Genomic DNA, 15,397 nt, shown 5'->3' on the forward strand with positions numbered 1-15,397 from the left:
GGTTACGGCCTTATAGTGTTGAGATTTGTTTCACGACTGTTTTTGTATCTGTGATCCAGCAATACCCTTTTATCGCATCAAGACAGTGCTGGTGGCGTTCCGGTGTCACCGTGGCACAGGCATCTTCCACCAGGGTCACTATATAGCCTCGGTCAGCGGCATCACGCACCGCCATATCCACACATTGGTCTGTTACCACACCTGCAATAACAAGGTACTTGACGTTTAAATTGCGCAGTACATAGTCAATTTGTGAGGAGTTAAAAACGCCAGAGGAGGTTTTCGGAAGAACAATCTCATTTTCTATTGGTGCCAGTTCATCAATCACCTGGCCTTCAGGGCAGCCTTTTGGCACATTGATATCTGACAGTTTGTGATCTGGAGATCGGTCACGGCCATCGACGGTCAGGCTTTCTATGATGGTGTGCAGTACATTGGTTTTCTTGCCGCGAAAGGCATTGAGCAAGGCCACTTGATTTGGAATAACCATGCTTTCCAAGCGTGGGTAATAGTAGGGAGCTCCTTTTTCAGTCAGGTCCTCATCTAAGCCCGGGTACACCCAGATTTTCTGCATGTCGACGAACAATAATGCCGTTTCATGGGCTACATAAGGTAAGGATCTAGGGTTACTTGGGTCTATTAAGTTGTTTGAGTTTGCTGTTGTCGTGGACATTATTGTTCCTGCTGATTGTTTGAGAAGTAATGGGTTCCTAGTAATTCACGCATGTCGTCTACTTCCATTAAACGGTCTTTCACTGAATCGCCGAGGGTGTCTGTGAGCGAAGCGACTAAGGCTTCTACTTGAACCATCGCAGGCACAAGTGTGTCGAAAGGGGAAGAAGTATCGACCAAAGAAGAAATGGTTAGATCGACTTTGTTTCTTAAAGGGGAGTCGTAAATATCGGTAAATAAAACAACCTTGGCTTTCTTTCTGTGTGCCATTTCAACCGCCACGGCTGCACTTTGCTGGTAGCGACGGTAATCAAACTGAATAAAAATATCCCCAGGCTTTAAGTCCAACAAGGTGTCGCTTAATTCAAGAGAAGACGTGATGCACTTGGTGTTAGGGCGGAGAATTTGTAGGTGGGCATGTAAATAACCGGCGAGAAAACCGCTGAATCGTCCCCCAAAGCAAATCACTTTTTTGTTTTTTTCACTTAGCCATTCGACCAGCTGCTCTATGTCTTGCTTGATTACTAGAGGCTCAGAGCCAGCGACGGCATCCATAGTACTTTCAGCCGTGTGCTGCCATGGATCATCATCAATACCACCGCTTTTAGAGTGCATTAGTAATGGTGATTTCAGCCTCTCGTCGAGTTGTTTGACGAGTGCACTTTGAAAATCAGAATAACGAGAGAAGCCTATTTTCTTTATGAACCGAAGAACGCTAGGGTCACTAACACCTGCGTCTTTAGCCAGCTGAGCGATGGTTTTTAATCCAGAAGTCGGGAAGTTATTTAATAAAACTCGTACCAGCTTCCGGTCAGCTGGAGTAAGTTCGCTAGGTGGGCTTTCAAGTTGCTCTTTTATATTCATAGTAGGCTCCACAAAACTGTTTTATAAATTACATAGTTATGTTTTTGTTGTGATATGTATGTTTTATTACATAAAATTAATGCTGTAAATAAAAAAATCGACTTTAGGATATCTGTTGTCGCGTTTGGGCATTTTTTAAAGGGTGCTTGATGTTTCCAAAAAACGGACTTTTTGCTGTTAGTTAACTGTGAAGTGAGCAGAGTGAGAGGTTTCTGCCATAAGAGATGATAATTTATACGACCTTTTGGTGATTCTTTAGAATTATGCCTTTTATCATAGGGGTTTTGCCCTACTTATAAGTGCATAGGGCAGTCGTGTTTTATGGGTCTATATATCGCTTTCAATAAGGTCTATCGAAAAAGCTTTTTTTTGAGTTTTAAGAGCAAGCTAAGAAAAGACAAAGGCACAGGTGGCATCCATTTCTTGATGCCTTTTTTATAAGAATCCCGTTGTTCAAACGCTTTTGCCCAGCGTGTCAGATGGCGGTAATGATCCACAGGAAAGCCTAAACCGCCTAACAGAACGTATTGAGGAATCCAAGCAATGTCGGCAAGGGTAAGCTGTTCTCCGACTATCCATTCGTTGTCCGCCAGTTTTTTGTCAAGCTGTGAAAATATCTTATGTATCTGCTCTGCTGCTTGTTTTACCTGTCCCTCAGGGAAGCCTTTTAAGGACTGTTCGTGGAACGCTAATAGTGTTTTATCTGGCTGAATTTGACGATAACGTTCCATATCACCTTCTGCTTTTGTTCCGCCTCCGAGGGTGCCGTAAACAAAAGTCTTGATAGTCGCTACGTGGATTTCTGAACAAAGGTTAACCCAGTACTTTACCTCTTCAGCTAGCGTCTCATTTTTGTTAGGAACAAGTGCAGGTTCAGGAAATTTTTCTTCCAGATACAATAAAATATCGTTGGATTCTGTCACGATTTCACCATCATAAACGATAGCGGGTACTAACCCTTTCGGGTTGATTTTCAAATACCAATCTTCAAGATTTTCTTTTTTTCTTAAGCTGATCTTATGACTCTTCCAAGGAATATTTTTCTCTTCAGCCGTGATTCTTACTCGCATTGAGCAATTAGAGATACCGGCATGAAAAATGTGCAGGCCTTGCATGGCTTTAATTTCTTGGTCGTCAGTATGGATAATCGGCATTCTTGCTGCTCCTAATGAATTGGTCTGACTCTACTATGGGACAGAGTGTTAAATATGATTGACAATATCAACTTTATTTTTATTGATTGATAGTGTCAGCCTTTTTTGTTTGAGCTAGTCTTCAGGCTGAGTTCGTTGCACGGACAAATTCTAGTGTGGCAGGCGCACTCAATGTGCGTCGCTAAAATAGGCAGCGAGATATCTTAGGGTAGGGAGTGGTTAGCGGGCAGATAACGTCGCAATGGGTGTTAACTTACGCTATTAATATAGTGGTGTAAGTTGATAAGAAATCGCTTAAGCTTTCCTTCCCTTTAGCTTAAGCGGTTTTTGCGCTAGATTTAGGTGCTTCTAAATACTTCCTTTAAAACTTTGTGTTGAGTCTCTTATATGTTTTATTGTGATAGCGCTATTTATTCTGTAATGCCGCCATTAAGGCGCTAAAGAAAACCTCTTCTGCTTCGCTGAATTTCGGCGTTCGGTTCCACATTAAGTACAAACTGATACGGGCTAAACCATCGTAAGGAGGCAGCTGCCAAAGAGTGCCGGAAAGCACATCTTGCTGAACGACATTTTCCGGTAGGGCGCCAATGCCCAAGCCAGCTTTAATCATTCTTTTTACTTCTTCTAGATTATCACTGGTCCCTACAATGCGCCCCTCAAGCCTTTCTTGTGCTCTGTAGATAGCGAGAGGAGCCAGCACGCCATCGAGCTGTTCACTCGCAAATGAAACAAAAAATTCGTCTCTTAAGGTTCGGATATTGATGTTTTCTTGCTGGTATAAATGATGGTCTTTGCCACAATATAGGTTGTATTTTTGACTTAACAAAAGTGTGTCGGACAATTCGGCGTGCTTTCTGTATTTTAGGCAAATACCAACACTGGCGTTGTAATTAAGTAAGTTCTGTTTCACATACTCGCTGGAGCCAGATAATATCTCAAAGGTTACTCTGGGGTTGTTTTTATGAAACTCCGCGAGAACATGATCGAATACATCACTGTTAATTCCAGTTACCAGAGCAATCCTCACAATGCCACTCAAGTCATGGGGGGTTGCTCGTACTGTGGTGGTTAGTCTTGCAATACTGCCATAAATGACGATGGCTTCACGGTACACTAACTCACCAGCTTTACTTAATTCGAAAGTGGTTCCGTTACGAATAATTAAACGTTCGTCTAACCTTTCTTCAAGTCGTTTAAGAGCTAGGCTGATGGCAGGTTGGGTGAGATGCAAGCGGTCAGCAGCACGGCTGATACTGCCTTCTTGTACAATCGCAATGAAGGTTCTTAGTAGGTTCCAGTCGAGCCTGTCATGAATGCCAGACATATTGTATCCGCCTATAAAGCTGAAAAATTAACTGAACATAATACAGTTAATATCTTTTGAAAGGTATTGCATGTGATGAAAATTGTGTTGTTTACTGGCGTAGGGCGCTGTGAAGTGGGTTCTGTAAGCTCGAATATACGCGGCGTCTTCTTTTAGTGCAGAAGGCGCCGCGTTACTGGCCAGTGATTTTCTATTTTGGGTTTTGATTCAAACCAAGCCTATTCGTTTAAATCAATCCAAGTTGATTTTAGATCCGTGTATTTTTCGAGAGCGTGAATGGATTTATCACGACCAAAGCCGGATTGCTTGCGTCCTCCAAAAGGAACGGTAATAGCGCCATCAGCATAGCTGTTTACCCAGATCATTCCCGCTTGGAGTTGTCGCGAAACACGATGGGCCCGACCAAGGTTATTGGTCCAAAGGCCGGCGCCTAAGCCATAATTGGAATCATTCGCAAGGGCGATGACATCCGCTTCCGTAGCAAATCGACATAACCCAAGTACCGGGCCAAACAGCTCTTCTTGCATAATCAAATTGCTATTATCGCTGCATTCAAGAATAGTCGGGTTCAAGAACCAACCTTCTTTACATTCTGAGCGAAGGCTTGGGGTTAGCTCCTTGGCACCGCCAGCAATGGCTTCTTCAACACCTGCAATGATTCTGTCAAATTGTAATTGATCGACGATTGCCCCAGCTAAACTCTCAGGGTTAAGTGGGTTGCCGGGTTGATATTTTTTCGCTTCAGCGAGTAATAAGGGTAAAAAGCGGTCATAAATCGAATCCTGCACATAAAGACGCGAAGCGGCGATACAGACCTCTCCTTGGTTAATAAATATCGCTGCAGCAGCTGTGGCCGCAGCACGCTCCAAGTTGTCATAATCATCAAAAATGATCTGTGGGGACTTGCCACCGCATTCTAGCCAGACTCGTTTAAGATTGGATTGTGCGGAATAGGTCATAAAGCGTTTCCCGGTCAATGTTGAGCCGGTAAAGGTCAGGCAGTCCACATCATTATGTAGACCTAAAGTCTGCCCAGCTACTTTCCCTTGTCCTGGAACCACTTGCAAGACGCCATCAGGCAGTCCGGCTTGAGCAGCAAGTGCAGCAAGGCGGATAGCGGACAAACTGGATTGTTCCGCTGGTTTGACGATGACACTGTTACCTGTAGCGAGCGCTGGGGCAATTTTCCAGCTGGTAATCATTAAGGGAAAATTCCAAGGTACCACGGCAGCCACCACGCCTAACGGCTCTCGTGTTACCGTGGCCAAGACGTTTTCAGCGGTAGGTAGCACTTCATCATTAATGGTTTCTATTGCACCGGCATAAAAGCGAAAACAGCGAATGGCTTCAGGGATATCAAAGGCGAGCGCATCTGCCGCCGTTTTGCCCATATCCAAGCTTTCCAGTAAGGCCAGCTCTTCTGCATGTTGCGCCATTAAATCTGCCAATTTTTCGAGTACGACTCGGCGTTGGCTAGGGGATATACGAGCCCATTCACCACGATTAAAAGCATCGCGGGCACCCGAAACGGCACGGTTCACATCATTTTCACTGCAATCAGCAATCTCAGTCAGTGTCTGTTTATTTGCCGGGTTGATACACGGCAAGGTTTGTTGGTCTTGCGCGTCACAATAGCTGCCATTGATCCAAGCTCGTCCTTCAAAGCTGAGTGTCTGTTGTAAGTTAAGCCAATCTTGGTGAGTTAACGTGCTCATAGTGTGCTCCCCGCTTCCGCTAACATGGCGTTCAGTAATACATGTGCACCGGCTTCTAATTCATCAGGTCGCGCGTCTTCTATTTCGTTATGGCTAATGCCCCCAATGCAAGGCACAAAGATCATTGCTGTCGGAATGGTGCGACTTAAATACACCGCATCATGACCTGCGCCACTGATCATTTCTATGTGTGGCAGTTTTAGTGCATTGACCGCATCACGAACACGATTGATACAGTCTTTATTGAAGTGGGTAGGAGGCATTTTTTGAACCACTTTTAGCTCGATTTCAATGCCTTCTTTTTTCTCTGCTTGCAACAAAGCGGTAAATTCGTCGTGCATTTTATCCAGCTCAGCTTTGTCACTGTGGCGCAGATCGACACTGAATTTAACGCGCCCAGGTACCACGTTGCGTGAATTAGGGTGCATATCTAGCTCCCCCACGGTTACACGACCATCAGGTTGTCGAGAGTCCGCGATGGTAAGGATGCGGTTGATCAGTTGAGATGATGTTTTTAAAGCATCCCGACGATAGGACATCGGACTTGGCCCTGCATGACACTCTTGACCGGTGACGATAACGTCGTACCAATAAAGGCCAAGCGCACCAGAGACCACACCTACAGGTAGGTTTTCGGTGTCCAGTACAGGGCCTTGTTCAATATGCGCTTCAAAATAGGCTTTGACGTCGTAGCCGCCAACGGTTTCTGTGCCAGCGTAGCCAATACGTTTCAGCTCGTCGCGAACACTAATACCCGCTTTATCTTGAGCCGATAAAGCCTCTTCTAGCGTTAATGTGTTGGAAAACACCCCGGATCCCATCATAACAGGGACAAAGCGAGAGCCTTCTTCGTTGGTCCAAATAGCGACATCAATTGGGTGATCTGTTTCTATTTTATGTTCGTTAAGAGTACGAATAACTTCCAATCCAGCCAAGACACCATAATTTCCATCAAAGCGACCACCGGTTGGTTGGGTGTCAATATGGCTGCCACACATTACCGGAGCCAAATCCGTTTGGCGGCCTTCACGGCGGGCGAAAATGTTGCCGATTTGATCGATTCGAATGCTCATGCCTTCGTCGCGGAACCAGCTGATTACCAAGTCGCGACCAGCTTTGTCTTCGTCTGTTAACGCCAAACGGCAGTTACCGCCCAATGGTGTCGCGCCAACTTTTGCGAGGTCCATTAAAGATTGCCATAGGCGAGAGCCAGTCACTTTTATAGGGGAATTCGTCATCGTTATTCTCTCTTAATCGTTAAATTTGGGTTAAGCGTTATTTGACTCAGCTTGATCAGCGAGCGCTTGTTCGCGTATTGAGCTAAGTAGCTGACCTGGTGCGATCCCGTTTGAGTCGTATCTTAATTCGATAATAGCGGGCAGCTTTTCGGTCTCTGCAAAAGCCAAAGCATCACGGAAAGTCTGCTCAAATTCCGCGTCATCAGTAACGATTGACCCTTTGCCGCCGTAGGCTTCAATGAGGTTGGAGAATTCAGGGTTGGCAAAAGTAAGCGCAATTTCTCGGCCTGGAAACTCTCTTTCCTGATGGGCGCGAATGGTACCCCACATACCGTTATTGAAGACCAGAATCACCACCCCTAAGTTGTATTGCATGGCGACCGCAAGTTCTTGTAAATTCATTTGAAAACAACCATCTCCGGCATAACAGATAGATGGCTCATTGGGGTATTCAAATTTATAGCTAATGGCGGCAGGCAGACCATAACCCATGGTGCCAACGGTGGACGCTAGGGAGCTACCATGGCCAGAAAATTGTATGTAGCGATGAGGGTAAAGTGCATAGTTACCCGCGCCAACGGTTACACAACCGCGCCCATCGAGTACCTTATTTACAGTGCAAGACACCTTATCAAGGCTTAATTGACCAGGGGAGGTAAGAGGCGTTAGTGAGTCCAAATAGGCTTGGCGTGCTTGCTGACGTAGACCTGCCCAGCTGGCAGCTTTAGTAGGTGTCAGTTCTGCAAGCATAGAGGCAAAACCGCAAACGCTGGCATTAATAGCAAGGTCTGGGCGATAAACGCGACCGAGTTCTTCAGGGTCAGGGTAAACGTGAATAAAGCTCTGCTTTGGTTGTGGTGATTCGATCCACGTATAACCTTCGCTGCTTGCTTCGCCAATGCGGGTTCCAACGGCAATAATCAAGTCGCTGTCTTTCAATTGTTGACGAAGCTCATCGGTCATAGACCAGCCGACATGGCCAACAAATTGCTCATCGTGTTGGTCGTAACATTCTAAACGTCGCCACGCGACACCAACGGGCAAGTCAAATTGTTTAGCAAATTCTGCCACTTGTTTTGTTGCTGTTGTGCTCCAGCCGCTGCCACCGATGAGCAGAAACGGTCGTTTAGCAGCCTCTATACGTGTTTGTAATTCTTGCATTTGTTGCGAGTTTACATAGCTTTGTAGTGCTGCCATTGGGGTGACATTTTCTACCACCGCTTGATCCCATAAAACATTTTCGGGCAAGGCTAGAACGACCGGGCCAGGTCTGCCGCTGGTGGCAACATTCCAAGCACGAGTGACGTATTCAGGAATGCGGTCAATGGAATCAATTTGCGCTACCCATTTAGTCATTTCGCCAAACATACGGCGGTAATCAATTTCTTGGAAGGCTTCGCGTTCGACAAAGTCATTACCAACTTGACCGACAAATAAAATCAACGGAGTAGAGTCTTGATAAGCGGTATGAACACCAACGGAAGCATTTGTTGCGCCTGGGCCGCGTGTCACGAAGCAAATTCCTGGTTCGCCAGTAAGTTTGCCATAGGCTTCAGCCATATATGCAGCGCCACTTTCTTGACGACAGGTAACTGCTTGAATCGTGTCAGTGTGTTCATTAAAGGCATCAATGCAGGGTAGGTAGCTTTCACCAGCCACCATAAAAAGGCGTCGTGCCCCTTGCATTCGTAGTTGTTCAACTAAAATCTGTCCGCCATTGCGCACTTGTGTTTGTTTATCTTGTGTTGCATTAGACATAGCTTTCTCCAGAATTTTTTAATTCGTGTTTGAGCAATTTTGTCCAAACACAGAGATAAAGGTCATCGCGTTAAATACTGCTTAAACGAATAAATTAAAGAGTATAAAAGTAGGTTTTATAATCTTTATATTTACTTGACTGTTCGTCAATTTTGCAAATTTAATAGGGTGTATAATTTGCTTTTATACGAATTTAAAGCGCACGAATCCCTTCTCTCATTAATTGAAAGAGTGAAAATTTTTTAATTTATAACTTTTTCGGTATTTGTTTTTTATCTATTATGCATTTTGATCGAAAGCCAGATTGATATGCAAAAGACAAGTCGTTTTCTTGATTTATTTTATTATTCGGCTCGTCACGTAAATCTGGCCAAGGCCCATCAATGGCAATAATAGAATGCTGGAGACAGGTGGCTAGAAAGGCCACGCGCTGGGGTTTCATTATTTCCATTTTCAAAGGCTCTTCTGATAGCCCCATGGATTTGGATAGATCCCCCGTTCCCAGTAATGCCGCAATAATGTTGGCCGAACAGGAAGCGATAGTTTCGAAATTGTTTACCCCCTCATAACTCTCGATAGTGGGGACGATGGGGGTATCAGCCAAGCCAAACTGCGACATCTGTTCAGTGAGCCGAAGCAATTGCTCAGGCCTTTCTACTTGTGGTAGAAAGACCGCATAAGGCTTGCTATCAGCGAGCCACTCAAGTTGTTCAGTCCCGCCATTTAGCAAAGCATCGATGCGGATTGCACACTCGACGTTATGTTGCTGACAAATGGCGATCGCTTGAGGCAAGCGCTGGCAAGCAAGCGCTTTGTTCTCTTTTGCTGTGAACTCTTCCAAATCAATCACTAAGACGCTTGGAGAAGCTTGAGCAGCCTGTTCAATAGCATCAAGGTCATCTCCTGCAATAAATAACCAAGTATGCATGTTTTTATGGTTTGAAAATGTCATGCATTACTCCATTAAATTCGGTAAGTAGAGAACGATTTCAGGTACGAAAATCAATAATAAAAGCACCATAACCATAGACGCTAACATTAATAATAATGGGCGAAATGCTTCAGATGTTTTAATTCCTGCAATGCGGCAAGAGGCCATTAAATCAATACCAAGAGGTGGTGTGTTTGCTCCAATTGCAAGGTTGATAGTTAGCAATACACCAAAATGTATTAAGTCAATGTTGTAAGTTTGTAATAAAGGTAAAACAATAGGGGTGATGATAATAATGATGGCAATACTTTCCATAAAAGTCCCAAGAACTAATATGACAGCCATCAATAAAAGTAAAACACTGTATTTACTGCTGGTTAGATCTGCTATTAATGCAGCAACCGCTTGAGGAACCGCTTCATAACTTAAACACCAAGCGAATAATCCCGCCGCAGCGATAATCAACAATATGGCAGCACTGGTTTCTGCAGTTTCTTTGAGGGAATCCAACAGAGATTTTAAATTTAAGCAGCGATAAATGACAAAGCCTAAAATCAGTGCGTAAACAATGGCAGAAATAGCGGCTTCGGTTGGCGTGAAAATACCTAAGCGGATACCACCAATGATTAATACTGGAACGATTAGCGCAGGGATAGCATCACGTAATGCGATCAGCTGCTCCATTCGTGAGAAGCGTTTGCCACCAGACCAGCCATTTTTCTTAGACAAATACACAGCAACAATGATTAAGCCTGTTGCCAGTAATATCCCAGGAATAATACCGCCCATAAAGAGCTTGCCGATAGATGCATTCGCCGTAGTACCATAAATGATCATCACGATACTAGGAGGGATTACCGTTCCTAAAGAGCTTGAAGTGCCAACCAAAGCTGCACTAAAGCCAGGGGCGTAGCCTTCTTTTTTCATCGCCGGCAGTAGCATACTTCCGATCGCGACAACGTCCGCCACACCAGAACCAGATAAGGCACCGAAAAGCATGCAGGCCAGTACGGCTACCACGGCTAAGCCCCCTGGTTTATTGCCAACGATTGCCATACATAAGTTGATAATGCGCACAGTGAGCCCGGCTCGGTTCATCAATTGGGCTGCAAAGACAAACAGTGGAATTGCTAATAGTGTGAAGCTGTGCATGCCCGCTACATATTGTTGTGCTGCTACCATCATAGGGGCAGCTTCAAAAAACAGTAAGTAACCTAAAGCGGCAATTAACAAACTAAATAAGATGGGTACATCAATAATTAAACAGACAGCAAAAATTGCTAATAGTGATAAAGCGCCACTACTCATGAGAAGATCTCCAACTTGCACATAAGGTTGCAATGTGAACAAGGCCAATAAAAGTACAGCTGACAGGGACGCTTAGATATAGCAGTCCGACAGGCCATTGCATTGCAGGGGTATGTTGATTCATCGTAAGCAAGGTGAGATCCCAGCCAGATTTTGTTAATAAAACCATCGCAGCGATGATCAACACATCAACCACACGATGAAGGAATTGAGTTATTTTTTGGTCTTTTAGCCATAGGGCTAAAATGCCAGCTGATAGGTGAGAGTTATTTTTACTGCACCAAACAGCCCCCGTCATAGCGACCCAAATTAATAAGAACTGAGGCAGCTCCTCTGCCCAGTGCGGGGTGACACCGGCAAAGAAACGCATAAAGACAATCCAAGCGATCAGTGTGGCCATAATGGCCACACCGACAGAGGAAAGGTAAAGGTTAAGTTTGATTAAAAGGCGCAGCATTTTTTACTCTCCAGATTTTTGTTCTGCTGCGGCATATTGTTTTACTAGGTCGATCATATCTTTGCCTAGAATAGGCTCGTATTTCTTCCAAACAGGAGCAACTGCGGCGGCAAAAGGTGCGGTATTTACGGTATTAATAACCATGCCTTGATCTTCTAGTTTGTTAATCAACTTAGAGTCGTCGTTTTGGGTCATGACTCGTTGTTTGTCACGCCATTTATCGGCTAGTTTTTGCACGGTTACCTGATCTTCATCCGACATGCGCTTCCAAGTGTATTTGGAGAAAGCCAAACAAGCTGGAGACCAAACATGGCCAGTTAATGAAATGTACTTTTGGACTTCATAGAAAGAGGAGGAGTAAATAATAGCCAGTGGGTTTTCTTGAGCATCAAATACGCCTTGTTGAAGAGCAGAATACAGCTCACCAAAGGCAAGAGGGGCAGGGCTGGCGCCTAAGCCGATAAACGCGTCAAGGCGCATTTTATCTGGTGTCACACGGATCTTTAAGCCGTCAAGGTCGGTCGGAGTATTAATCGGTGCTCGGTTATTGGTAATATGACGAAAGCCATTTTCCCACCAAGAAACAATTTTAATATTGTGTTTGAGAGCAAGGTCTTCTAAGCGATCACCAAGTTTGCCGTCGTAGGCAGCATAAGCAGCTTGACGATTAGGCCAAGCATAAGGCAGTTCTGAAATGCCAAATTTCGGTTCCACTGGCTGGAATGACCCACAACCAATAATACCAGCTTGAATGCTGCCAATTTGCAAGCCTTCAACCAGAGTATTTTCATTGCCTAATTGGCCGCTTGGGTAGAGTTTGACAGTAACACGGCTGTCAGTTTGATTTTTAACGTCTTCGGCAAATCCTTTTGCTGCCACATTCCAACTATGGGATTCTGGCAATACGTCCGCCAGTTTGATTTCCAATGCTAAGGTTTGGTTTGCGGCCAGCGCGATGGAGATTGCGCTGAAAGTGAGTAGTGAACTTTTGATAGAGTTTCTCATAATTTACCTTTGTGTATATTTGTTTTGTCAACCATACAATTGCTTAAATTATGTGAATCTACAATTTTTTAAATTTAATGGCGCGCATAAGTTTCATTAATACCATTTCGATCACATGTCGGTGCACTAAATTAGTCTTCTTACTCACTGTGTAAGGCCAGATATGAAGGGGAGTTTGAGGAAAGGGTGTGTTTTGAGTTGTTTTGGTGCTTGCTATTGCTTCATTGTGGTGCGTTTTTTATTGGTGTGATTTAATGTGAAAAGGTGTTTCTAGATATGAAATATAATGGCAGTGAGCTCATCGGATGGGGTTGAATATAAGGGAATAATAAGGTTTCGCTCAATAGTGATGGGCTAAAGGTATAGAAAGCTCTTGGCTAGAGAGCGTTAGGTGGTTTTGTTCTTAAGAGGTCTGGTTCACTCGTAGCCAGAACATGCGTCTGGGTTGTTGGTAAGGCGCATAGGTGGCGTAACAGGCATGGAAGCTTATGTAGTATCAGAAGGACTCGATCTGAGTGTTGAGTGGATAGCCGGTGTCTAATTTTTTAATAGCAGCAGCCTTTAGGATAATGAGAAGCTATAAAGAATCAGAGCAAGTTTCTACTCTGATTCTTTGGTGTATTGCCTAGCGTTGTTAATGTAAAGCGCCTGAGTATTGTGTGTTAAGAAGGCATTTTAGTGGTGCGTAGGTAAGGCAGTACCGCGTTTACTTCGCCAAATTTTTCTTTGGCCTGTTCGTCATTTAAAGACAGAGCCACGATCACATCTTCTCCTACCGTCCAGTTAGCAGGCATGGCAATAGGCGCACCATAACTTGCTTGCAGGGCATCGAGTGCGCGTAGTACTTCGGCAAAGTTACGACCCACTGACATAGGGTAGGTCATGGACAATTGCAGTTTTTTATCTGGGCTAATGATAAATACCACCCGTACGCTGGCGGAGTTTGCTGCGGTACGACCATCGGGTAAGTAGGCATCGGCAGGCAACATATCAAGCGCTTTCGACACGGCTAACGATTCATCGGCAATAATAGGAAAGCTGGCTTTGGCGCCAGAAAAAGACTCAATGTCTTTTTTCCACTCTTTGTGTTCTGCCACACCATCAACAGACAAACCAATTACCTTAGTGCCACGTTTTTCCCATTCAGCAGACAATTGAGATACTGCGCCAAACTCTGTCGTACACACAGGGGTAAAGTCTTTTGGGTGACTAAATAGTATGGCCCAACTGTCGCCAATCCAATCATGAAGCTTAAATGTCCCTTGATCTGTTTCGAGTTCTAAGTTTGGAACGGTATCGTTAATGCGTAATGACATAACTTTTCTCCTTTAAGTCTCGGTTGTTCAGCGACCCATTGTAAGTGGCTGAAGTTTTGCTACAGCGTAATGCGTAATGGTGTATTACGATCAAGTGTGTTGGCTTGACAATTAAACATTAGAATTTTCTAATGTTTAATGCAACCATCATCGAGCTATTGAAGTCATGTAAAAAAGCTATCATGACTCCAATTTTCGATACAGTGAACGCAGACTAATACCTGCAATAGCCGCCACTTTTGCTTTGTCATTTTGATGTTGCGACATGAGGTCTGAAAGATAGTTTTTTTCTGCTGTCTTTAAATCTGGCCAGTCTTGTTGGGCGTTCGATGTCTTGTTTTCTCGGCTGGCTGATGAGGAGAGCAGCGCTGTGCTGCTGGATTGAGACAGCTCACTGTCAATAGTTAAGCATTCTTCAATGGTACGTCGTTCGATAAGGTTGGTGTCGGTTAACACAATAGCGCGGTTAAGTATGTTTCTGAGCTCGCGAATATTACCTGGGAAATTATGCTGTTTTAGGGTTTGTAACGCGGAGTCGGTTAGGTGGTACTCTTTGCGTTCACTAAGGCGAGTTAATAGGGTCGAGATCAACAGGGGCAGGTCGTCTTGGCGTTCCCGTAATGGCGGTATATAAATCGGAAACACGTTAATCCGGTAATAAAGGTCCTGACGAAACTCGCCATTTTCAACCATCGCCAACAAATTTTTATGGGTGGCGCAGACCAGTCTAAAATCTGTATGCTTAACGCTTGATGACCCCACTGGCCGAAACGATCCTGTTTCAATTAAGCGCAACAGTTTTACTTGCATAGAAAGCGGCACATCACCGATCTCATCTAAAAATAGCGTGCCACCATTTGCTTGTTCTACTAAGCCAACTCGGTGGTTGTTAGCGCCGGTAAAAGCGCCTTTCACATGGCCAAATAACTCACTTTCAAACAATGAGTCAGTGAGGCCGGCACATTCTAAAGTCACCAAAGCGTTATTGGCCCGTGTACTGCTTTGATGAATGGCATGGGCGACCAGCTCTTTGCCACTGCCTGATTCTCCAAGTAATAAAACAGAGGCTTCGGAACGGCTGACACGTGTAACTTTTTCAAGCATCTGGTTGAATTTTTTACTGGAGCCAACTAAAGCGCTGGTGATGTTCTCTGCGCTAGCAACGGAAACCGCGCGTAATAATTCTACAAAAAACAGCAGTTCGCCTTGTTGATCATGAATGGGTAGCATTTCGACATCCACATGCTCCTTTCCTCGTGGAGTCTGGTGAATATGCAAAACACGCTCTTTATGACCTGTCTGTTGTACCGCGGACAGAGGGCAATCTTCGCCGGCTTCGTCGCATGGCACGGCATAGCCATGAGAGACCTCAAAGCAGCGCGGCTTGTTGGTTACTTCTACTACACCAAACTCTGTTCGATAGTGTGCGTTAGTGGCCAGGATCTGGTAATCCACAGAGACCAAAATTGCCGGGCAGTCGTAGCCCTCCAGCATGTGAGACAAGGAATAAAAAGGCGAAGCATCAGAAGCAAAAACGTCCATAAGAGAATGTCATATTTGGCAAAGTTAAAGTCAAATATGGCAATAATAGTTAGTTTAGTCAAAGCTAATTAAGTTGGTTTTTAAATTTATTCTTTAAAATCAATTGGTTATTT

At 44.5% G+C, this 15,397-nt stretch carries 13 protein-coding genes; all 13 read right to left on the reverse strand.

Going from position 1 to position 15,397, the window contains the following annotated elements:
* Nucleotides 1–10: 10 nt before the first annotated feature.
* Entirely contained in the window at nt 11–673 is a 663-nt protein-coding gene (locus DFP81_RS10150; protein WP_115897672.1) for a cysteine hydrolase family protein, read from the reverse strand.
* On the reverse strand, nt 673–1,536 hold the full coding sequence (locus DFP81_RS10155; RefSeq protein WP_115897673.1) for a MurR/RpiR family transcriptional regulator: 864 nt from the start codon (nt 1,534–1,536) through the stop codon (nt 673–675). Before DFP81_RS10155 ends, DFP81_RS10150 begins: the two co-directional genes overlap by 1 nt.
* A gap of 350 nt (nt 1,537–1,886) precedes the next feature.
* Complete coding sequence (locus tag DFP81_RS10160) at nt 1,887–2,690, reverse strand: glutathione S-transferase family protein (protein ID WP_115897674.1); 804 nt, start codon at nt 2,688–2,690, stop codon at nt 1,887–1,889.
* 406 nt (nt 2,691–3,096) lie between these two features.
* The gene (locus DFP81_RS10165; protein ID WP_115897675.1) at nt 3,097–4,014 is read right to left on the reverse strand and encodes a LysR family transcriptional regulator; all 918 of its coding nucleotides are present in this window, start codon (nt 4,012–4,014) and stop codon (nt 3,097–3,099) included.
* Nucleotides 4,015–4,232: 218 nt separating this feature from the next.
* Nucleotides 4,233–5,729 carry an aldehyde dehydrogenase gene (locus tag DFP81_RS10170; protein WP_115897676.1) on the reverse strand — a complete coding sequence of 499 codons (1,497 nt, stop codon included), beginning with the start codon at nt 5,727–5,729 and terminating at the stop codon, nt 4,233–4,235.
* Nucleotides 5,726–6,967, reverse strand: a complete 1,242-nt coding sequence (locus DFP81_RS10175) for a Zn-dependent hydrolase (RefSeq protein ID WP_115897677.1) — start codon at nt 6,965–6,967, stop codon at nt 5,726–5,728. Before DFP81_RS10175 ends, DFP81_RS10170 begins: the two co-directional genes overlap by 4 nt.
* Before the next feature lie 30 nt (nt 6,968–6,997).
* On the reverse strand, nt 6,998–8,725 hold the full coding sequence (locus DFP81_RS10180; RefSeq protein WP_115897678.1) for a thiamine pyrophosphate-binding protein: 1,728 nt from the start codon (nt 8,723–8,725) through the stop codon (nt 6,998–7,000).
* 247 nt (nt 8,726–8,972) lie between these two features.
* The gene (locus tag DFP81_RS10185; protein WP_115897679.1) at nt 8,973–9,677 is read right to left on the reverse strand and encodes an aldolase/citrate lyase family protein; all 705 of its coding nucleotides are present in this window, start codon (nt 9,675–9,677) and stop codon (nt 8,973–8,975) included.
* Nucleotides 9,678–9,680: 3 nt separating this feature from the next.
* A complete protein-coding gene (locus tag DFP81_RS10190) occupies nt 9,681–10,964 on the reverse strand; it encodes a TRAP transporter large permease (RefSeq protein ID WP_115897680.1) in 1,284 nt (427 codons plus the stop codon).
* Nucleotides 10,957–11,421 (reverse strand): TRAP transporter small permease, encoded by a 465-nt coding sequence (locus tag DFP81_RS10195; RefSeq protein ID WP_115897681.1) that lies wholly within the window; start codon nt 11,419–11,421, stop codon nt 10,957–10,959. Before DFP81_RS10195 ends, DFP81_RS10190 begins: the two co-directional genes overlap by 8 nt.
* 3 nt (nt 11,422–11,424) lie before the next feature.
* Nucleotides 11,425–12,426 (reverse strand): TRAP transporter substrate-binding protein, encoded by a 1,002-nt coding sequence (locus tag DFP81_RS10200; RefSeq protein WP_115897682.1) that lies wholly within the window; start codon nt 12,424–12,426, stop codon nt 11,425–11,427.
* 662 nt (nt 12,427–13,088) lie between these two features.
* Nucleotides 13,089–13,742, reverse strand: a complete 654-nt coding sequence (locus tag DFP81_RS10205) for a peroxiredoxin (RefSeq protein WP_115897683.1) — start codon at nt 13,740–13,742, stop codon at nt 13,089–13,091.
* 180 nt (nt 13,743–13,922) lie between these two features.
* Complete coding sequence (locus DFP81_RS10210; RefSeq protein WP_245959139.1) at nt 13,923–15,284, reverse strand: sigma-54 interaction domain-containing protein; 1,362 nt, start codon at nt 15,282–15,284, stop codon at nt 13,923–13,925.
* Between the last annotated feature and the right edge of the window lie 113 nt (nt 15,285–15,397).

This window comes from Marinomonas pollencensis (genome assembly GCF_003387375.1).
In the GTDB taxonomy this organism is placed as follows: domain Bacteria; phylum Pseudomonadota; class Gammaproteobacteria; order Pseudomonadales; family Marinomonadaceae; genus Marinomonas; species Marinomonas pollencensis.